The following is a 20,039-nucleotide window of genomic DNA, read 5'->3' on the forward strand; positions in this document are numbered from 1 at the left end:
GGCGTCCGGGGAGCCGGAGACGGGGCGCTGCAGCAAGTGCGGCGAGGCTGGATGGGCGCGTTCCCCCGAGATTGCGAAGTTGAAGCGCGTGAGCAGGAATGCCGCACGGATCCCGCCCTTGGGCATCTGCGGGAAATGCACCTCCATCGAGGAGAGGCCGGCCAATGGAGGGAAGTTCCCCATAGGCCCGGAAGCCGCTGCCCGGTTGCCCGTGCAATGCTGCGGGGGGATTTGGCAGAGTGCGGCGAAGCCAAGCGCGCATTCCGTGGCGGAGCTCTGCGGCGCCATCCTCGATTGCGTTGCCGATCCGAGGCATGGCTGCGCCGTCCGTCAGGGAAGGCGCGGAAAAAATGCATCTGGCGTGCCGCGGGCGGCAGGGCCGGGAGCGCCGCGGCGTCCGGCCCCTCAGCCGGTGCGGAAGTCATCGCCGAACGGATCCCGCCGAAATCGGCAGGGGCGGCCCGGAAGCCGCCCCATGGGTCATTCCAGTTCGACCAGAAGGTCCTTGGCGTCGATCTGCGCGCCGGGCGTGACGTGGACCGCCTTCACCTTGCCCGCGGTCTCGGCATAGAGGCCGGTCTCCATCTTCATCGCCTCGATCACCGCGATCAGGTCGCCTTCCTTCACCTCCTGGCCAGGGCTGACGGATACCTGCGAGGCGATGCCGGGCATCGGTGCGCCGATATGCTTCGGGTTGCCGGTCTCGGCCTTCGGCCGCGCCGCCGAGGAGGCCTTGGCCTTGCGGTCGGGCACGCGGATCGTCCGCGGCTGGCCGTTCAGCTCGAAGAACACCCGCACGTCGCCGTCATCCTGGGTCTCGCCCACGGTCTGCAGCCGGATTTCCAGCGTCTTGCCCGGGTCGATCTCGACCGAGACCTCCTCGGCCGGCTCCATGCCGTAGAAGAAGGTGCGCGTCGGCAGCGTCCGGACCGGGCCGTACATGTCGTGGCGCGTCATGTAGTCGGCGAAGACCTTGGGATACATCAGCGAGCCGTTCAGATCCTCGCCGTCGATCTCCACGCCGAACTGCTTGGCCAGCTTGGCGCGCTCGGCCTCCAGGTCGACCGGGGCGAGGTGCTTGCCGGGACGCTCGGTATTGGGTTTCTCGCCCTTCAGCACCTTGGCGACGATGCCCTCCGGGAAGCCGCCCGGAGGCTGGCCCAGGTTGCCCTTCATCATGTCGATGACCGAGTCGGGGAAGGCGACGTCCTTCTTCGGATCCTCGACCTCCGCGCGGCTGAGACCTTGGCTGACCATCATCAGCGCCATGTCGCCCACGACCTTCGACGACGGGGTCACCTTCACGATGTCGCCGAACATCTGGTTCACTTCGGCATACATGTGCGCAACCTCGTGCCAGCGCTCCTCCAGCCCCAGCGAGCGTGCCTGCGCCTTGAGATTGGTGAACTGTCCGCCGGGCATCTCGTGCAGGTAGACCTCGGAGGCGGGCGCCGCGAGGCCGGACTCGAATGCGGCGTATTGCGCGCGCACGGTTTCCCAGTAATCCGACAGCTCGCGGATCTTGCCGATGTCGAGCAGCGTGTCCCGCTCGGTGTGGCGCAGCGCCTCGACGATCGAGCCGAGGCAGGGCTGCGAGGTGCCGCCCGAGAAGGCGTCCATCGCCGCGTCGACCGCATCCACACCGGCCTGCGCCGCGGCGAGGATGGTCGCGCCTGCGACGCCCGAGGTGTCATGGGTGTGGAAATGGATCGGCAGCCCGACCTCTTCCTTCAGCGCCTTGATCAGCATGCCCGCCTGCGTGGGCTTCAGCAGGCCTGCCATGTCCTTCAGGCCCAGCACATGCGCGCCGGCGTCCTTCAGTTCCTTGCCCATGGCGACATAGTAGGCGAGGTCGTATTTCGACCGCGCCGGATCCAGCAGGTCGCCGGTATAGCAGATCGTGCCCTCGCAGACCTTGTTCGCCTCGACCACCGCATCCATCGCGACGCGCATGTTCTCGACCCAGTTCAGGCTGTCGAAGACCCGGAACACGTCGACGCCCGAGGCGGCGGCTTGGCTGACGAAGCTCTCGACCACGTTGTCGGGATAGTTGGTGTAGCCGACGCCGTTGGAGGCGCGCAGCAGCATCTGCGTCATCACGTTCGGCATCTTTGCGCGCAGGTCGCGCAGCCGCTGCCAGGGGCATTCCTGCAGGAAGCGGTAGGCCACGTCGAAGGTCGCGCCGCCCCAGCATTCCACCGAGAACAGCCCCGGCAGGTTCGCCGCATAGGCCGGCGCCACGCGGATCATGTCGATCGAGCGCATCCGCGTCGCCAGCAGCGACTGGTGCCCGTCGCGCATCGTCGTGTCGGTCAGCAGGAGCCGGGTCTGCGCCGCCATCCAGTCGGCCACGGCCTGCGGGCCCTCGGAGTCCAGCAGGTTACGCGTGCCCTCCGGCGCGGTGCCCGGTTCGACCTGCGGCGCGCGCGGCTCCTTCGCCAAGGCGGGCTTCACCCGGCCGGCGGTCTCGGGATGGCCGTTGACGGTGATGTCGGCGATATAGGTCAGCACCTTGGTCGCCCGGTCGCGCCGCGTCTTGAAGTCGAAGAGCTCGGGCGTCGTGTCGATGAACTTGGTCGAGTACTCGTTGTTGAGGAAGACCGGGTGCTTCAGCAGGTTGATGACGAAGTCGATGTTGGTGCTGACGCCGCGGATCCGGAATTCGCGCAGAGCGCGGTCCATCCGCTTGATCGCGGCTTCGGGCGTCTGCGCCTTGGCGGTGACCTTGACCAGCAGCGAGTCGTAGTAGCGGGTGATGACCCCGCCGGCATAGGCGGTGCCGCCGTCGAGCCGGATGCCCATGCCGGTCGCGGACCGGTAGGCGGTCAGGCGGCCGTAATCGGGGATGAAGTTGTTCTGCGGATCCTCGGTGGTGATCCGGGTCTGCAGCGCGTGGCCGGTCAGCTTGATGTCGTACTGGCTGGCCTTGCCGGTCGCCTCCATCAGCGACTTGCCCTCGGCGATCTTGATCTGCGCCTGGACGATGTCGATGCCGGTGACTTCCTCGGTGACGGTGTGCTCCACCTGGACCCGCGGGTTCACTTCGATGAAGTAGAACTTGCCGGTCTCCATATCCATCAGGAATTCGACCGTGCCCGCGCATTCATAGTTCACATGGGCGCAGATTTTCCGGCCGAGCTCGCAGATTTCCTCGCGCTGCGCTTCCGACAGGTAGGGGGCGGGCGCGCGCTCGACCACCTTCTGGTTGCGGCGCTGCACCGAGCAGTCGCGTTCGTAGAGGTGGTAGATGTTGCCCATCTTGTCGCCGAGGATCTGGACCTCGACATGGCGGGCGCGGGTGATCATCTTTTCCAGGTAGCCCTCGCCGTTGCCGAAGGCGGCTTCGGCCTCGCGGCGGCCTTCGGCGACCTTGTCCTTCAGCTCGGACGGATCGTTGATCGGGCGCATGCCGCGTCCGCCGCCGCCCCAGGAGGCCTTCAGCATCAGAGGATAGCCGATCTCGGCAGCCTCTTCGGCGATCGCCTCGAAATCATCGCCCAGCACTTCGGTTGCCGGGATGACCGGCACGCCCGCGGCAACGGCGACCTTGCGGGCCGAGGCCTTGTCGCCGAGCGCCCGCATCGTCTCGGCCTTCGGGCCGATGAAGGTGATGCCCGCGGCGTCGCAGGCCTCGACGAATTCCGGGTTCTCCGAGAGCAGGCCGTAGCCCGGATGGATCGCGTCCGCTCCGCAGGCCTTGGCCACGCGGATGATCTCCGGAATCGAGAGATAGGCGGCGACCGGGCCGAGCCCTTCGCCGATCCGGTAGGCCTCGTCCGCCTTGAAGCGGTGGAGCGAGAGCTTGTCTTCCTCGGCATAGACCGCGACAGTCTTCTTGCCGAGCTCGTTGGCCGCCCGCATGACCCGGATCGCAATCTCGCCGCGGTTTGCGACGAGAATCTTCGAGAACTCCGCCATGGTCACATATCCTTACCAATATCGACGTCTGCGCCTGACTTAGCGGCTGCAGTATCGGCTGGCAAACATTTGTGCGCGCTCGGCGTCAAAGTGTTACAGATATTGCGCCAAGAATCTGGCGTCGCGAGTGCCAAATGCTTGTTTTTCGGCCTTCAAGCGCAAGTTCACCTGTGAAAGCCACCAAGCGGGCCAGCGGCTCATCGCGGCCATCCGGAGCGGGACCCGGGCCGGAATGGCGACTTGCGGGGCGGAGCGGCTGCAGGCGATTCCCGGCATGGGAGCGGAGCCGGCCTGCCGCGGATGCTGCCGTGCCGTTCAGATCCGCATGGCTGCCGGCGCCTCGTCGCGGCCGTCTTCCAGGAGCGCGCGGATCCGCTGGATCATCAGGCTCGGCATCCCGGCCTGGTGCCAGTCGCTGTCGGGGCTGCTGTCCTCCACCGGCAGGGCGTCGCGCGACAGGGCCCGGGTCTGGCCGGACATGCGGTCGATGCCGTGGCGCATCATCAGCCCGAGCCGGTGCATGTTGTCCAGCATCGCCTGGTGCGCGGGATCGCCCGTCAGGCGGCGCAGCAGGTCCAATCCCTCGACCACCGAAGCGGCCTGCATCGAGACCGAAACCAGCTGGTAGGCGAACTCCCCGAAGATGACGCGCTGCGACGCAGACAGGTCAGGCTCGGTCAGCGGATGGAGGAAGCCGGTGATCCGTTCGTGCCCGGTCGCGGAGAAGGACGGCTGCAGCAGTGCGGCCCAGTGCTGCCGCCGGCCATGGAATAGCGCGTGCTCGGTGAAGGCGAGGGGGCGGACGCGCGCGATGCAGCGGTCCTGCCGGGCCTCCATGCGGGCGGCGGGGCCGGGATCTAGGATGTCGCCCGCCGAGGCACCGGCGAGTTCGGCCATGTGAAGCCCGGTGAGGCGCTGATGCGCGGGATTGGCATAGGCATAGCGGAACACCGGATCCCCGGGCTCCCGCTCCATCAGGATCACGGCGATGTCCAGGCTGTCATAGACTGCGAATATCCCGTCCGGCTTGGCTGGTTCCGGCATGTGTCCCCTCCTGCGCTGCCGCAGGGGCAGGGTGGGCCGTCACGGTTTCCGGAAGCTTAATCAAATATGGCTCTTGGGTGCATTTTTACCCGCCTGCAGATTTCTCGGGAATTTTCGGGAACGTATCGGGAACACGCCTTCTCTCCCGGGGCGGGCCGCGCTATAAGGCCGGGCATGAACGATTTCGATGACAGCGAAGCCTTCGAGGCGGCCGCAATGCCGCTGTCGCGCCGCGCCATGGCCGCGCGGCCGATGCCCTATCTGGACGGGCTGAACCCCGCGCAGCGCAAGGCGGTCGAGACGCTCGACGGTCCGGTGCTGATGCTGGCCGGCGCGGGCACCGGCAAGACCCGCGCGCTGACGGCGCGGATCGCGCATTTGCTGAGCACCGGTACGGCGAAGCCGAACGAAGTGCTGGCGGTGACCTTCACCAACAAGGCCGCGCGCGAGATGAAGGAGCGGGTGGGCAGCCTGCTCGGCCACGCGGTCGAGGGCATGCCCTGGCTCGGCACCTTCCACGCGATCTGCGTCAAGCTGCTTCGCCGACATGCCGAGCTGGCCGGGCTGAAGTCGAACTTCACCATCCTCGACACCGATGACCAGATCCGTTTGCTGAAGCAGGTCATCCTCGCCGCCAATATCGACGAGAAGCGCTGGCCCGCCCGCGCGCTGTCGGGCGTGATCGACAACTGGAAGAACCGTGCCTGGCGGCCCGACGCGGTCCCTGCCGCCGAGGCCAATGCCTTCAACGATCGCGGGATCGAGCTCTATGCCGCCTACCAGCAGCGGCTGCTCGACCTGAACGCCTGCGACTTCGGCGACCTGCTGCTGCATGTCGTGACGATCTTCCAGAAGAACCCCGACGTGCTGGAGCAGTACCAGCGCTGGTTCCGCTACATCCTGGTCGACGAGTACCAGGATACCAACGTCGCCCAGTACATGTGGCTCAGGCTGCTCGCCGCCGGGCACCGCAACATATGCTGCGTCGGCGACGACGACCAGTCGATCTACGGCTGGCGGGGTGCCGAGGTCGGTAACATCCTGCGCTTCGAAAAGGACTTCCCCGGGGCAGAGGTGATCCGGCTGGAGCAGAACTACCGCTCCACCGCGCATATCCTCGCCGCCGCCTCGGGCGTCATCAAGGGCAACCAGGGACGGCTGGGCAAGACGCTCTGGACCGAGGCCGAGGGCGGCGAGAAGGTCCGGCTGATCGGCCATTGGGACGGCGAGGAAGAGGCGCGCTGGATCGGCGAGGAGATCGAGGCGATGCAGCAGGGCACGCGGGGCATGCGGCCCTACGGGCTCGACGACTGCGCGATCCTCGTCCGCGCCTCGCACCAGATGCGCGCCTTCGAGGACCGGTTCCTGACCATCGGGCTGCCCTACCGGGTGATCGGCGGGCCGCGCTTCTACGAGCGGCTCGAGATCCGCGATGCCATGGCCTATTTCCGCATGGTGACCTCGCCCGAGGACGACCTTGCCTTCGAGCGCATCGTCAACACGCCCAAGCGCGGGCTCGGCGACAAGGCGCAGCAGAAGATCCAGCTGGCGGCGCGGGCCAACGGCGTGCCGCTGAAGGAAGGCGCGCGGCTGCTGGTCGAGGCGAAGGAAATCGGCGGCAAGGGCGGGGCGAAGCTGCGCGAGCTGGTCGAGTCGCTCGACCGATGGGCGCTGATGCTGCGCGAGCCCGGCGCGAACCATGTCGAGATCGCCCAGGTGATCCTCGACGAGTCGGGCTACACGGCGATGTGGCAGAACGACAAGACCCCCGAGGCGCCGGGGCGGCTGGAGAACCTCAAGGAACTGGTGAAGGCGCTGGAGAGCTTCGAGAACCTGCAGGGATTCCTCGAGCACGTGGCGCTGGTCATGGACAACGACTCCGGCAATGCCGGGCCGCAGGTCTCGATCATGACGCTGCACGCGGCCAAGGGCCTGGAATTTCCGGCGGTGTTCCTGCCCGGCTGGGAGGACGGGCTGTTCCCGTCGCAGCGGTCGATGGACGAATCCGGCATCACCGGGCTCGAGGAGGAGCGCCGCCTCGCCTATGTCGGCATCACCCGCGCCGAGGAGGTCTGCACGATCTCCTTCGCGGGCAACCGCCGGGTCTACGGCCAGTGGCAGTCGCAGCTGCCCTCGCGCTTCGTCGACGAACTGCCCGAGGAGCATGTCGAGGTGCTGACTCCGCCCGGCCTCTATGGCGGGCAGGGGGCGCCCTCGCCGCGCTCCACGCTCGACGACCGGGCGTCCAGCGCCGATGTCTACAATTCCCCCGGCTGGAAGCGGCTGCAGGAGGCCAAGTCCCGGCCGCGCCCGATGCACCAGCCGAAGGAATCCCTGACAAGCGTGATCGACCTGAGCGCGGTGTCGAGCTTCACGCTGGGCGACCGCGTCTTCCACCAGAAATTCGGCTACGGTGCCGTGGCGGGCATCGAGGGCGACAAGCTGGAGGTCGCCTTCGAGCGCGCCGGTACCAAGCATGTCGTCGCGCGCTTCCTGAAGCCCGCGGCCGAGGCCGGGGACGATCCGCCTTTCTGATTCACCTGCCGCGGCGTCGTTTCGGCCTAGAATGCAGGTGCGGCATTTTGTAAGCATGGTCCTGCAGGCGGGCTGAGGGGCCCGGCATGGTGAATTGCCTGTCGGATGCGTAAATGAATATACTTATAGTCGAGGACGATCCGAATTTGAGGGCGCTCTGGGCGGATGCCTTCCGCCGCGAGCTTCACGAGGTGCGCGAGGCGGGCACGGCCCAGGCGGCGCGCAAGGCCCTGATCGCCGGCGGTTTCGACCTTGTCCTTCTCGACCTCTATCTCGGCTGCGTGCCGGGGCAGTCTGTCGCCTCGCTGGCCACCTATGCAAATCCCGGCTGCAAGATGGTGCTGGTGGCAGGTGCCGCGGGGCCTTCCCCGGTGCGGCTGATGGGACTTTCGCCGGCCGTGGTCTCGGTGCTGCGCAAGCCGGTGGACATCGAGCACATCGTGGCTGTCTGCAACCATATCGGCCTGGCGCTGGTTCCCGGCGCGGTTGGAAGCGGCCCGACCGCCGCCCGGTGACGCGGCCCGTCCGTGAGCTTCCGTGAGTCCGCGTGAGCGGTCGGGGAAAGCTTTCCGGGTCGGAATTTCCGTGCGGGCAAAAAAAAGCGGCGACACCAGGGAGGAGGAGGGTGCCGCCGCGAAAACAGAAAGCCCAGGGAGGAGGAGGGGCTTCCTGATCCGAATTCTGCCGGAAGCTCCGGCCGGTGCCGGGGGCGCTGGCCCGTGTCGCTTCCTGTATCTCTAATCTAGCGTTTTTCTGCACCTGCACAATAGGGAAGTTTTCAATTCTGCCATGCAGCAAGTGCAAGAGCGGGAAAATATCGTTTTATATTTGTATATTGATCGATGCACCGATTGAAATCATGGGGCTTTGATCGGGATTGTGAATGCTGCAAGTGCAAAATGAATGCAGTGTGTACGACCAAGGTCGCGGATGGCCCTTCCGCTCTGGCGACCCTTCTGGCGGTCCGTGACGGGCATCCGCTGGGAATTCATGGAACCTACTTGGTCCGGCCCGGATTCCGGGGATTTCGATGGTTTCAGCCAGATTTTCCTGGCCCCGCGATGCTGCCTGACCCAAGAATCCCCTTGCATTCCCCTGCCGGTTCCACGGGGACCGGATTTTTTATCCTCCTTTGACGTAAATTCCTCTTGAGTTCCTTGAAGTACCATAGTATCCCTTTCCCTAACGGAGACAGAACAAAATAAAGCAGGCTCATACAGGCAAGCATATCTCCGGTAAGAAGTCTTCGCGCGGGCGTGTCCCCCAGATTTGACCGCGCAGAAGGCCGACCAAGAGGCACAGGTGGCGGATCAGGCTGTGGCAGCGGCCCGGTCCGCCACTTTCATTGAGGTGGACCGCCAGGGGATTAGATCGTGCTCTGCACCTTCCGGGGCGAATTCGGGCAGAAGATAGACGCGAAGGGACGCGTCTCGATTCCCGCGCAGATCCGCAAGGTGCTCGATGCAGGCGACCCGGACCGCGAGTCCGGCGACGATCCCAACCTCATCATCGTCTTCGGCGACACCACCAGCAAGTGCATCTTCGGATACAGCCAGCAGGCCATGCAGGATGTCGAGGCCAAGATCCACGCGATGAAGGCCGGTCCGCGCAAGAAGCTGCTCTCCAAGGTCTTCCTGACGCGCAGCTGGGAAACCCGCGTCGATTCCACCGGGCGCATCGTGCTGCCCAAGGCCCTGCGCGACCGGCTGGAGCTGGGCGAGAGCGGCGACCTGACCTTTGCCGGGACCGGCGAGCGGTTCGAGATATGGAACAGCGTGACCTACGAAGCCGAAAACGACATCGAGCTTGACGACATCGAGGGCTTCGAAGAGGGCATGGACATGGCCGAACTTCTCGACATGGACCTCTGACGATGGCCGAAGCTCCCCATGTTCCGGTCCTGATCGGCAAGATCATCGAGGCCGTCTCTCCCGTTTCCGGGCGCTGGCTCGACGGCACGCTCGGGGCAGGGGGCTACACCCGTGCGCTGCTCGATGCCGGGGCGGACCATGTGATCGGCGTCGACCGCGATCCGCTGGCGCTGGAGCTCGCAGCCGAATGGGGCAAGCCCTATGGCGGCCGGCTGAGCCTGTTCCACGGCACCTTTTCCACGCTCGACCAGGCAACGGACGAGCCGCTCGACGGCATAACGCTGGATCTGGGCGTCAGCTCGATGCAGCTCGACCTCGCGGAGCGCGGTTTCTCCTTCATGCGCGACGGCCCGCTCGACATGCGGATGAGCCAGGACGGGGTGTCTGCCGCGGATCTGGTCAACCGTGCCTCCGAAGAGGTGCTGGCCGACATTCTCTATCACTACGGCGAGGAGCGCGCGTCGCGCCGGATCGCCCGCGCGATCGGGCAGGCGCGCAAGGATGCCGCCATCGAGACCACCGCGCAGCTGGTGAAGATCGTGGAATCCTGCCTGCCGCGGCCGAAGCCCGGCCAGAGCCATCCGGCCACCCGCAGCTTCCAGGCGCTGCGCATCGCGGTGAACGACGAATTCGGCCAGCTCGCCGAGGGGCTCGAAGCCGCCGAGCGGGCGCTGGCGCCGGGCGGCTGGTTGGCCGTCGTCACCTTCCATTCGATGGAGGACCGCGTGGTCAAGCGGTTCTTCCAGGCGCGCTCGGCGCGCTCGGGCGGCGGCGGCAGCCGCCATGCCCCGGCGCAGCAGACGCATGAGGCGATCCTCAAGCCGTCGCCGAACCGGGCCATCGCGCCCGATCAGGAGGAGATCGACCGCAATCCCCGCGCGCGCTCGGCCAAGCTGCGGCTCGCGCGGCGCACGGAGGCCGAAATCTGGCCGCTCGACCGCGCCCAGCTCGGCCTGCCGCCCCGCATCCTGCCCGAGGATTTCACATGAAGACGCTGATCGGTTTCCTGCTCGGACTGGCCGTGCTCGGCCTCGGCTTCTGGGCCTACCAGGAAAACTACCGCACCCGCGACGCGATGGACCAGGTCCGCACCACCCAGCGCCAGATCATGCACCTGCGCGACGAGCTGACCATGCTGCGCGCCGAATGGGCCTGGCTGAACCGGCCCGAACGGCTGCGGATGCTGGTCGATGCCAATGCCGAGACGCTGCAGCTCGCCGACATGGCGCCCGACCGCTTCGGCGTGCTCGACCAGGTGGCCTATCCGACCCGGCCCTACCTGTCCTCGATGCCGGCCGAGGAGGCCGCGCCCGGCGTGCAGGAGCACCAGCCATGACCGATCTGCCCGAGGACGAGCATCCCCGCCGCCCGCTGCGCCCGCTGGCGCCGGTGCTGCGCGCCCGCGACCGCGGCGAGAATCCCGACCTGATCGAGCGCGCGAACCGCATCCGCCGCCACGACACGATCCGCGAGAAGCTCAAGGCCCGCGCCGAGAGCCGCCTGATCGTGCTGGGGCTGTTCTTCCTTGCGGTTTTCGGCACGGTGGGGCTGCGCATGGGGCAGCTCGCCACCTCGGTGCCGGAAGAGCCGAAGATGTCGCTCTTCGGTTCGACCATCACCAGCGCGCGGGCCGACATCGTCGACCGCAAGGGCCGGGTGCTGGCGACCAACCTGCATACCCAGGCGCTCTATGCCCATCCGCAGGACATGATCGACATTCCCTATGCGGTCGACCAACTGGTCGAGATCTTCCCGGACATGGATCACGACCGCCTGCTGGCGCGGCTGACCCAGCAGGGGCGCAAGTTCGTCTGGCTGCGCCGGACGCTGTCGCCCGAGGAAGTCCAGGCGGTGCATGACATCGGCGATCCGGGGCTCCTGTTCGCCACGCGCGACATGCGGCTCTATCCCAACGGCCATCTCGCCGCGCACGTGCTGGGCGGGGCGAGCTTCGGCGACGAGGGCGTGCGCGCGGCCGAGGTGATCGGCGTGGCCGGGATCGAGAAGGCGATGGACGACCGGCTGCGCGATCCGGCGCAGGTCGGCGATCCGCTGCAGCTGTCGATCGACATGACGATCCAGGCGGCGGCGCGAAAGGTGCTGCAGGGCGGCATCGACCTCTACGAGGCGAAGGGCGGCAGCTCGATCATCATGGACATCCATACCGGCGAGATCCTCTCGCTGGTTTCGCTGCCCGATTTCGACCCGAACCGGCGGCCGCGGCCGCTGCTGAAGGGCGATCCGTCGGAAAGCCCGCTGTTCAACCGCGCGGTTCTGGGCGTCTACGAGCTGGGCTCGGTCTTCAAGATCTTCGCCGTCGCCAACGCGCTCGAGCTGGGGCTGGTGACGCCGGACACCCGCATCGATACCGAGAGCCCGCTGGTCTACGGCCGCTTCAAGATCGGCGATTTCCACAATTACGGCCCGACCAAGACCGTGCGCGAGGTGATCGAGGTTTCCTCCAACGTCGGCACGGCCCATATCGCGCAGATGATCGGCCCCACGCGGCAGAAGGAATTCCTCGGCAAGCTCGGCTTCTTCGAGCCGACCCCGGTGGAGCTGGTCGAGGCCCCCACCGGACGGCCGCTGCTGCCGAAGGTCTGGGGCGATCTGGCGGGGATGACGATCTCCTTCGGCCACGGCATGTCCTCGAGCCCGATGCACCTGGCCGCGGCCTATGCCTCGCTGCTGAACGGCGGCACCAAGGTCACGCCGACGCTGCTGAAGCACAACGGCATCGTGCCCCAGGGCGAGCGCGTGGTCAGCGAGCAGACCTCGCGCCAGGCGCGCGAGATGCTGCGCCTCGTGGTGACCGACGGCACCGCCTCGATGGGCGACGTGCCGGGCTACTACGTGGCGGGCAAGACCGGCACGGCCGACAAGCCCAAGCCCGGCGGCGGCTACTACAAGGACCGCAACATGGTCACCTTCGCCTCGATCTTCCCCTATTACGATCCGCAATACGTGGTCATCACCACCCTCGACGAGGCCTCGGTCTTCGCGGCGGGGATGGAACGGCGCACCGCCGGCTGGACGGTCGTGCCGGTTGCCGCCGAACTTATCCGCCGCGTCGCTCCGCTTCTGGACATGCGCCCCGCGATTGAAGAGCCTGCGCCAAGTGGGATACGAGAAGCCCGCAACAGCAATTGAGGGGCCGCCATGACCGCCAACACCGCCCAGGTTAAGTCACTGGCAGAACTGGGCCTGCACGCCAAGGGCGGACAGGAGGCGCGAATCACGGGCATCGCGCTGGACAGCCGCAAGGCGGGCGAGGGCAATCTTTTCGCCGCCCTGCCGGGGTCGAAGATCCACGGCGCGGAGTTCGCGGCGACCGCGATTGCCCAGGGGGCGGCCGCGATCCTCACCGATCCGGCGGGCGCGCGCATCGCCGCGCCGGCGTTGGCCGGATCGGGCGTTGCTCTGATCGTCACCGAGGACCCGCGCGAGGCGCTCTCCGCCGCGGCAGCGCTGTGGTTCGGCGCCCAGCCCGAAACGGCGGTGGCGGTCACCGGCACCAACGGCAAGACCTCGGTCGCGACCTTCACGCGCCAGATCTGGGAAAATCTCGGCCGCAGCGCGGTCAACCTGGGGACGACGGGCATCGAGGGCGCCTATGCCGCGCCGCTGCACCACACCACGCCCGACGCGCTGACGCTGCACCGCCACCTGGCCGCGATGGCCGCGGAGGGCGTCACCCACCTGGCGATGGAGGCCTCGTCGCACGGGCTCGACCAGCGGCGGCTCGACGGCGTCAGCCTGGCGGCGGGCGGCTTCACCAATTTCACCCAGGACCACCTGGACTACCACCACACGTTCGAGGCCTATTTCGAGGCCAAGGCCGGGCTGTTCGGCCGCCTCTTGGGCGATGACGGCGTAGCGGTGGTCAATCTCGACGATCCCCGCGGGCTGGACATGGCGGAGCTTGCCGAGAGCCGCGGCCAGGAGGTGATCGGCATCGGCCATTCCGAGGCGGCCGAGCTGCGCATCACCGGCCAGCGCTACGACGCGACCGGGCAGGACCTGCGCTTCAACTGGCAGGGGCAGCCCTACCAGACCCGGCTGAACCTGATCGGCGGCTTCCAGGCCTCGAACGTGCTCTGCGCCGCCGGGCTGGCAATCGCCGCGGGCGAGGAGCCGGGCGAAGTCTTCGAGGTGCTGCCGCGCCTGCGCACCGTGCGCGGCCGGATGCAGCACGTCGCGACCCGCGGAAACGGCGGCACGGTCTTCGTAGATTACGCCCATACCCCCGATGCGGTGGCGACCGCGCTGAAGGCGCTGCGCCCGCATGTGCTGGGCAATCTCGTCGTCGTGCTGGGCGCGGGCGGCGACCGCGACACCACCAAGCGCGAACTGATGGGCGAGGCGGCGGCGCGCCATGCCGACACGGTGATCGTCACCGACGACAATCCGCGCAGCGAGGAACCCGCGGTGATCCGCGCCATGGTGATGAGGGGCTGCCCCGATGCCCTGAACATCGGCGACCGCGCCGAGGCGATCCTGCGCGGCGTCGATGCGATCGGGCCGGGCGATGCGCTGCTGATCGCGGGCAAGGGACACGAGACCGGGCAGACCGTGGGCGACACGGTCTATCCGTTCGACGATGCGGAGCAGGCAAGCGTTGCCGTGGCCGCGCTGGAAGGAAAGCTGCCGTGACACCGATCTGGACGCATGACGAGGCCGCCGCGGCCACCGGCGGCACCGCAACCCGTGCTTTCTCGGTCGCGGGCCTGTCGATCGACACCCGCTCGATCCGCCCCGGCGAGATGTTCGTCGCCCTGAAGGACCAGCGCGACGGCCATGATTTCGTGGCGCAGGCGCTGGAGAAGGGCGCGGCCGCCGCGCTGGTGTCCCGCCGCCCCGAGGGCGTGTCCGAGGATGCGCCGCTGCTTGTCGTGCCCGACGTGCTGCCCGCGCTGGAGGCGCTGGCCAAGGCCGCGCGGGCGCGGACGCGGGCGAAGGTCATCGGCGTGACCGGCTCTGTCGGCAAGACCTCGACCAAGGAGATGCTGCGCCATGTCCTGTCGCGGCAGGGCACGGTGCATGCCGCCGAGAAGAGCTTCAACAACCATTGGGGCGTGCCGCTGACGCTGGCGCGGATGCCGCGCGACGCGGATTTCGCGGTGATCGAGATCGGGATGAACCATCCCGGCGAGATCGGCCCGCTGGCCACTCTGGCCGATCTGGACATCGCGGTGATCACCACCGTCGCCGCGGTCCATCTGGAGGCCTTCGACAGCGTCGAGGGCATCGCCCGCGAGAAGGCGGCGATCTTCACCGGGCTGCGCCTGGGCGGAACGGCGGTGATCAATGCCGATCTCGAGACCACGGCGCTGCTGCAGAAGGTGGCGATCGAGGCCGGTGCCGTTCCGGTGCTGTTCGGCCATGAGGGCACCCGCGCGCGGCTGGCCGAGACGCTGCTTTCCGGCGGCGGCACCGACATCGCCGCCGAACTCGACGGCATCCGCTACGAGATGCACCTGTCGATGCCCGGCCGCCATTTCGCGATGAATGCCGTTGCGGTGCTTGCCGTGGCGCAGGCGCTGGGGCTCGACGTGGCGCGGGCCGCCGCCGACATGGCGGGCTGGGTGCCGCCGGCCGGGCGCGGCACCTCTGAAACCGTGATGCTGGAGCAGGGGCCGGTGACGCTTCTGGACGATGCCTACAACGCCAACCCGACCTCGGTCGGCGCCGCCTTCGAGGTGCTGGCCGCGACCTCGCCCGGGCCGGGGGGGCGCCGCATCGCGGTGCTGGGCGACATGCTGGAGCTGGGACCGCAGGAAGCCGCGATCCATGCCGCGCTGGCCGCGCATCCGGCGATCTCGGCCATCGATGGCGTGGTCTGCGTCGGCCCCCGCATGGCGGTGCTCGACGCCTCCCTTCCCGAAGCGAAACGCCTTGCCGCATTTGCCGGCGCCGCCGAGGCGGCCGCCGCGCTGCCCGCGCTCCTGCGGGCCGGCGACGTGGTGATGGTCAAGGGATCGCTCGGATCGAAAGTCTCTCAGGCCGTCTCCGCCCTCCGCGAGGCGGCCAAGCAAGGAACCTGACGGAAATGCTCTACTGGCTGACGGCGCTCTCGGATGGCGGCGATGTCTTCAACCTCTTCCGCTACATCACCTTCCGCGCGGGCATGGCCTTCGCCACGGCGCTGATCTTCGGCTTCCTGTTCGGGCGCCCGCTGATCAACCTTCTGCGCCGCACGCAGGGCAAGGGCCAGCCGATCCGCACCGACGGGCCCGAGACGCATTTCTCCAAGGCGGGCACGCCGACCATGGGCGGCGTGCTGATCCTCGGCGCGCTGATGGTCTCGACCCTCCTGTGGGCACGTCTCGACAATCCCTTCGTCTGGATGTGCCTGATGGTGACCGCGGGCTTCGGCCTGATCGGCTTCGCCGACGACTATGCCAAGGTGTCCAAGCAGAACGTCTCGGGCGTCTCGGGCAAGGTGCGGCTGGGGCTTGGCTTCCTCGTCGCCGCCGTGGCCTCGGGCTGGATGATGCATGTCCATCCGCCGGAGCTGACCGGCAACCTGGCCTTCCCGATCTTCAAGACGCTGCTGCTGCATCTGGGCTGGTTCTACATCCCGTTCTCCATGCTGGTGATCGTGGGCTCGGCCAATGCGGTGAACCTGACCGACGGGCTGGACGGGCTGGCGGTGATGCCGGTGATGATCGCTGCTGCCGCGCTGGGGATCATCGCCTATGTCGTCGGCCGCGCCGACTTCTCCACCTATCTCGACGTGCATTACGTCGACGGCACCGGCGAGCTGCTGATCTTCTGCGCCGCGCTGATCGGCGGCGGCCTCGGCTTCCTGTGGTACAACGCGCCGCCCGCGGCTGTCTTCATGGGTGATACCGGGTCGCTGGCGCTCGGCGGCGCGCTCGGCGCCATCGCGGTGGCCACCAAGCACGAGATCGTGCTGGGCATCGTCGGCGGGCTCTTCGTGGTCGAGGCGCTCTCGGTGATCATCCAGGTCGGCTATTTCAAGCGCACCGGCAAGCGGGTCTTCCTGATGGCGCCGATCCACCACCATTTCGAGAAGAAGGGCTGGCAGGAGCCGCAGATCGTGATCCGCTTCTGGATCATCTCGCTGATCCTGGCGCTGATCGGCCTGGCGACGCTGAAGGTGCGCTGAAGCCGCGATGCGCGCTCCGGTCACGCCGATCAATCCGCGGCACAAGCGGCTGGACGAGGCGGCCGGGGCATTGTCGCGCTCGGGCTTCCTCGCGGCGGCGACCGGATCGCTGGCAGCGGCCGCCTGGAAGCTGTCGCTGATCGCAGGGCCGGTGCACCATCTGTGGGTGCTCTTCGCGCTGTCTGCGCTGCTTTTCCTCGGCTGCGCCTTCATGCTGTTCTCGCTGGGCACCGTCTGGCTGGTCACCGCGATCTTCCCGGAGGTCGATATCGGCGTCCGGCACGGGCGCAGCCTCAGCCAGAGGCTGACGGTCGCGGCCTTCATCATCCTGGTCATGCCCTTCGAGATTGTGCTGATCTTCGCCGGCGCGACCGGCGCGGGTCTCGTGATCGACACCGTTGCCCGGCTGTGAGGGGGCCCTCCCCCTGCCGGAGAGAGAGACTGCGAGGACATCCCATGGCTGCAATCCAACATCGCCGGACCGCACCGCGCGGCGCCGTGCCCGTTTCCGGCAAGGGAGCCTGACATGGGCGCCTTCTTCCGTTCCTCCTTCTGGGAAGCTGCCGAACTGTTCCTGGCGGTGATCGCCGGCCCGGCGCTGGTGCTGCACGCTGTCTGGTTCCGCGAGCGCATCACGCTGGTCGAGGGGGTGGCGCTCCTGTGCTTCCTCGGGCTCGGCGTGCGGGCGCTGGAAGGCCGCCGCGCCTGGGTGCGCGGCGTCTGGGCGGTGCTCTGCGTGGCCGCCATTGCCGGCGCCACCGTGCAATGGGGCCGGGTCACCCGCGAACTGCCCTGGCTCAGGGATGCCGTCACCGCCTCGATCGGCTGGTGACAGCCCGCCGCGAGGCCGAACCGAACTGCAATGGAGAAGATGCCATGCGCCCCTGCGAGATGCTCGCCGAAACCTGCCGCGCCGATTGGGATGCGGCCACCGACCATGACTTCTGCCGCGCGCTGGCCGCCGGTACCCTGCCGCGGGACAGGATGGCCTGGTATCTCGGCCAGGACTACCTGTTCGTCGGCGAATTCGTCCGCCTCCTCGCCTCCGCCGTCGCCCATGCGCCGAGCCTGGCCGACGGCCTGCCCGCCGCGCGCTTCCTCGGCCTGATCGCGGGGCCGGAGAACGACTATTTCCAGCGCAGCTTCGAGGGGCTGGGGATGACGGCCGCCGAGCGCGCGCCCGAGCCTGCCGCCCCGGCGGCGGGCTTCCTGGCGCTGATGGCGCGGGCGCGGCAATCGGGGCGCTACGAGCGGATGATCGCGGTGCTGCTGGTGGCGGAATGGAGCTATCTCAGCTGGGGCGAGCGCCATGCGGGCTATGATCCGGCACTGCCCTTCTGGTTCGCCGAATGGATCGACCTGCATAGCGGCGAGGGGTTCGCCTCGGTGGTGGCCTATCTGAAGGACCAGCTCGACAAGGCCTGGCCGGGTCTGGATGCGCAGGCGCAGGAGGAGGCCGCGGCCATGTTCCGCGAGGCGGTGGCGCTCGAGCGCGCCTTCTTCGATGCCGCCTGGGCGGAAGGCATGGCCGCGGCCTGACCTGCGGCGCCAGGCCAGCGGCAAGGCCGGTTTGGCGGCAAGTCGCGTCCGGACGGTGCAATGCGCCGGGCGCGTTTTGGGGCAGCCGCAATCCGGCGTCGACCTGGGCCGGCCCAGCTCCGGGACGGAAGCTGCCAGCAGGTCCGGTGGCCATTCGCTCCGAGGTGACTTCTAGGACCGCCATGCCGCGGCCCGGCTCTGCGGCGCGTTCTAGCGTCAGGACACATTGATTTCCTTGGTGCATCGTGACTCTGGACCTCCTCTGGAGGTGCGTGATGAAAGATTTGTTCTGGCTGACTGAGTGAGGCGGATCAGCATTCGATGCGGGGGGAAATGTCCTCCGAACCAGATGGAGCGCATCCGTCCGTTTGTCGTGCAAACAGTTCCCCGGATTGTCTGCTGCCCCCTCCCGGAAGTCGCACGGACGGCCACGCGCAGATTGCCGGAGGGTGCTCAGCGGAATTAACTTCGTCAACCGCAACGGCTTGCGCTGGCGCGATGCGCCCGTCGAGCATGGCCCGCGCATTCGAATGGGACTGTGGCGCCAGTGGCGCCGCGAAGGCCCCGGAAACGCTCGGCAGCCGTTGGCTCCGCTGGAGCCGGATGGGTGCCTTCGACCGGATCATGGACGGCCTGGCCTCCGGCGTCCGGGACGCGCGGACCGTCATGATCGATGCGATCTTGCTCAAGGCGCACCAGACGGCGTCCAGCCTCCGGGTGAGTGCGGCGGAACAGAAAGCGATCCGGGGGATCGTTTCCCCGGGAGCGGGCAGCATGAACTCGAAGCTGCATGCCGTCGCCAGCCATCTGGGACGTCCGATCAGCTACCGCCTGGCGGCGGGCCACCGTCAAGGAACGTTGCTGTGCAATGTCCTGCCGGGCAGCCGGTGGGCGACTGCAGGGGAGCGGCGATCCTGCTGGCGTCGCTGCCGGAGGCCGAGTGGCTGACTGCGGACCGTGGCTGGCGAGCCATGCCGCGCCGTCGCCCATCGGGCTCGAACCGATGGCGCCACGACGGGCAACTCCGAGCCGCATGGCGAACGCGGACTTGACCTGCAGTGCCTTGAAAGCATTGGACATGAAGGTCTGCATCCCATCCAGACGGTGCCGCACGGCTGCGATCCCGCATGACAAGAGGCGGTACAAGCGCCGTCACCGGATCGAAATCATGTCCGGCCGCCTCAAGGGCTGGCGGCGCGTTGCCGCCAGATGCGACCGGTGCCCGATTGCTTTCCTGTCGGCGATAGCCTTGGCCGCGACCATCATCTTTTGCCCATGAGATGCCGTAACGGGCCGGACGCTGCACCGCTGTTGCCTCTTGCCGGACACCGCGGCTGAGGCTTTCCGGCATTCGACAGGTGCCGGAACCTCTTGCACAGCCGGGTCTGCGCTTTCCAGCCGATGTCCCTGATCTCCTGGGGCAGGTGCGCCGAACGCTTCAGGAAAGGTTGCCCTTCCCTGGATGGGTGGCGATACGATCAGCCCGCTTCCACCGGCATGGTCCGCGCCAGGGCGTTTCCGGTCCTGGTCAGGCGCCTCCGCCGCGTCGTGCTGCCGCTGGAGCTTTCGCCCGGCACAAGTCCGAGCCAGGCCATGAGCTGGCGTGGATTTCCAAAGCGGGCGATATCGCCGATCTCGGCCACCACGGTGGCGGCGACAGTTGCGCTGACGCCCCGCAGCGCCCGCAAGGCATCGACGACAGGGGCGAACCGCCAAGTCGAGATTGCCTCTTCGATCGCCTTGTCCAAGGTGGCCACACGGGTTTCGGCCTGATCGACAGGGCGCTTCATTTCCTCGAATGCCAGCTGCTGGTGCGGGAAACGGAAGCGGCGCAGCTCGGCCAGCCGACGTCTATGACGCTTCGTCCAGCAGCTGCCGTTCTGGTATGGCAGCCCATGGCGCCGCGAGAACCGCCGTCTCAGGGAAGAGGTGAGGCGATGCGGATAGGTGAGCAGGCGGACGCCACCGGTCCGAAACCGATGGGCGGCGGCGCGACCTGA

The 20,039-nt window shown here is 67.7% G+C and carries 15 protein-coding genes and 1 pseudogene; 13 read left to right on the top strand and 3 right to left on the bottom strand.

Going from position 1 to position 20,039, the window contains the following annotated elements; all coding sequences use genetic code 11:
• Positions 1-480: 480 nt before the first annotated feature.
• Positions 481-3,918, bottom strand: coding sequence for a pyruvate carboxylase (locus HCC78_RS24300; RefSeq protein ID WP_172331374.1), 3,438 nt, complete (start codon positions 3,916-3,918; stop codon positions 481-483).
• Between the two features lie 315 nt (positions 3,919-4,233).
• Positions 4,234-4,962, bottom strand: a complete 729-nt coding sequence (locus HCC78_RS24305) for a PAS domain-containing protein (protein ID WP_172331375.1) — start codon at positions 4,960-4,962, stop codon at positions 4,234-4,236.
• Between the two features lie 174 nt (positions 4,963-5,136).
• On the opposite strand from HCC78_RS24305, the gene HCC78_RS24310 reads away from it, so the two are divergent.
• From HCC78_RS24310 to HCC78_RS24370, 13 genes and pseudogenes are all read left to right on the top strand, one after another.
• Positions 5,137-7,497, top strand: coding sequence for an ATP-dependent helicase (locus HCC78_RS24310; RefSeq protein WP_172331376.1), 2,361 nt, complete (start codon positions 5,137-5,139; stop codon positions 7,495-7,497).
• 113 nt (positions 7,498-7,610) lie between these two features.
• Positions 7,611-8,012: a response regulator gene (locus HCC78_RS24315; RefSeq protein WP_172331377.1), complete on the top strand. Its 402-nt coding sequence runs from the start codon at positions 7,611-7,613 to the stop codon at positions 8,010-8,012.
• A gap of 858 nt (positions 8,013-8,870) precedes the next feature.
• Positions 8,871-9,368: a hypothetical protein gene (locus HCC78_RS34965; protein WP_172331378.1), complete on the top strand. Its 498-nt coding sequence runs from the start codon at positions 8,871-8,873 to the stop codon at positions 9,366-9,368.
• A gap of 2 nt (positions 9,369-9,370) precedes the next feature.
• A complete protein-coding gene (rsmH, locus tag HCC78_RS24325) occupies positions 9,371-10,357 on the top strand; it encodes a 16S rRNA (cytosine(1402)-N(4))-methyltransferase RsmH (protein WP_172331379.1) in 987 nt (328 codons plus the stop codon).
• Positions 10,354-10,704: a cell division protein FtsL gene (locus HCC78_RS24330; protein WP_172331380.1), complete on the top strand. Its 351-nt coding sequence runs from the start codon at positions 10,354-10,356 to the stop codon at positions 10,702-10,704. The genes rsmH and HCC78_RS24330 overlap by 4 nt, the downstream gene beginning before the upstream one ends.
• Entirely contained in the window at positions 10,701-12,518 is a 1,818-nt protein-coding gene (locus HCC78_RS24335) for a penicillin-binding protein 2 (protein WP_172331381.1), read from the top strand. The genes HCC78_RS24330 and HCC78_RS24335 overlap by 4 nt, the downstream gene beginning before the upstream one ends.
• A 9-nt stretch (positions 12,519-12,527) precedes the next feature.
• The gene (locus tag HCC78_RS24340; protein WP_172331382.1) at positions 12,528-14,021 is read left to right on the top strand and encodes a UDP-N-acetylmuramoyl-L-alanyl-D-glutamate--2,6-diaminopimelate ligase; all 1,494 of its coding nucleotides are present in this window, start codon (positions 12,528-12,530) and stop codon (positions 14,019-14,021) included.
• Entirely contained in the window at positions 14,018-15,412 is a 1,395-nt protein-coding gene (gene murF / locus HCC78_RS24345; RefSeq protein WP_172331383.1) for a UDP-N-acetylmuramoyl-tripeptide--D-alanyl-D-alanine ligase, read from the top strand. Before HCC78_RS24340 ends, murF begins: the two co-directional genes overlap by 4 nt.
• Before the next feature lie 5 nt (positions 15,413-15,417).
• A complete protein-coding gene (gene mraY / locus HCC78_RS24350; RefSeq protein ID WP_172331384.1) occupies positions 15,418-16,500 on the top strand; it encodes a phospho-N-acetylmuramoyl-pentapeptide-transferase in 1,083 nt (360 codons plus the stop codon).
• A gap of 7 nt (positions 16,501-16,507) precedes the next feature.
• The gene (locus HCC78_RS24355; protein WP_172331385.1) at positions 16,508-16,912 is read left to right on the top strand and encodes a hypothetical protein; all 405 of its coding nucleotides are present in this window, start codon (positions 16,508-16,510) and stop codon (positions 16,910-16,912) included.
• 114 nt (positions 16,913-17,026) lie between these two features.
• A complete protein-coding gene (locus HCC78_RS24360; protein WP_172331386.1) occupies positions 17,027-17,332 on the top strand; it encodes a hypothetical protein in 306 nt (101 codons plus the stop codon).
• 44 nt (positions 17,333-17,376) lie between these two features.
• The gene (locus HCC78_RS24365; RefSeq protein ID WP_172331387.1) at positions 17,377-18,039 is read left to right on the top strand and encodes a TenA family protein; all 663 of its coding nucleotides are present in this window, start codon (positions 17,377-17,379) and stop codon (positions 18,037-18,039) included.
• A 349-nt stretch (positions 18,040-18,388) separates the two neighbouring features.
• A pseudogene (locus HCC78_RS24370) lies at positions 18,389-19,318 on the top strand (IS5/IS1182 family transposase).
• 199 nt (positions 19,319-19,517) lie between these two features.
• Here HCC78_RS24370 and HCC78_RS24375 read toward each other — a convergent pair.
• A partial coding sequence (locus HCC78_RS24375; RefSeq protein ID WP_216671285.1) for a transposase occupies positions 19,518-20,039 on the bottom strand: 522 nt, incomplete at its 5' end.

The organism is Mangrovicoccus sp. HB161399, from assembly GCF_013184745.1.
Lineage (GTDB): Bacteria > Pseudomonadota > Alphaproteobacteria > Rhodobacterales > Rhodobacteraceae > Mangrovicoccus.

Bases quoted from the DNA above. Each gene is read 5' to 3' on its own strand.
- HCC78_RS24340 (WP_172331382.1), top strand. From the start codon at position 12,528: ATGACCGCCAACACCGCCCAGGTTAAGTCACTGGCAGAACTGGGCCTG.
- HCC78_RS24300 (WP_172331374.1), bottom strand. From the start codon at position 3,918: ATGGCGGAGTTCTCGAAGATTCTCGTCGCAAACCGCGGCGAGATTGCG.
- HCC78_RS24315 (WP_172331377.1), top strand. From the start codon at position 7,611: ATGAATATACTTATAGTCGAGGACGATCCGAATTTGAGGGCGCTCTGG.
- HCC78_RS24360 (WP_172331386.1), top strand. From the start codon at position 17,027: ATGGGCGCCTTCTTCCGTTCCTCCTTCTGGGAAGCTGCCGAACTGTTC.
- HCC78_RS24335 (WP_172331381.1), top strand. From the start codon at position 10,701: ATGACCGATCTGCCCGAGGACGAGCATCCCCGCCGCCCGCTGCGCCCG.
- HCC78_RS24365 (WP_172331387.1), top strand. From the start codon at position 17,377: ATGCGCCCCTGCGAGATGCTCGCCGAAACCTGCCGCGCCGATTGGGAT.
- mraY (WP_172331384.1), top strand. From the start codon at position 15,418: ATGCTCTACTGGCTGACGGCGCTCTCGGATGGCGGCGATGTCTTCAAC.
- HCC78_RS24355 (WP_172331385.1), top strand. From the start codon at position 16,508: ATGCGCGCTCCGGTCACGCCGATCAATCCGCGGCACAAGCGGCTGGAC.
- HCC78_RS24305 (WP_172331375.1), bottom strand. From the start codon at position 4,962: ATGCCGGAACCAGCCAAGCCGGACGGGATATTCGCAGTCTATGACAGC.
- HCC78_RS24310 (WP_172331376.1), top strand. From the start codon at position 5,137: ATGAACGATTTCGATGACAGCGAAGCCTTCGAGGCGGCCGCAATGCCG.
- rsmH (WP_172331379.1), top strand. From the start codon at position 9,371: ATGGCCGAAGCTCCCCATGTTCCGGTCCTGATCGGCAAGATCATCGAG.
- HCC78_RS24330 (WP_172331380.1), top strand. From the start codon at position 10,354: ATGAAGACGCTGATCGGTTTCCTGCTCGGACTGGCCGTGCTCGGCCTC.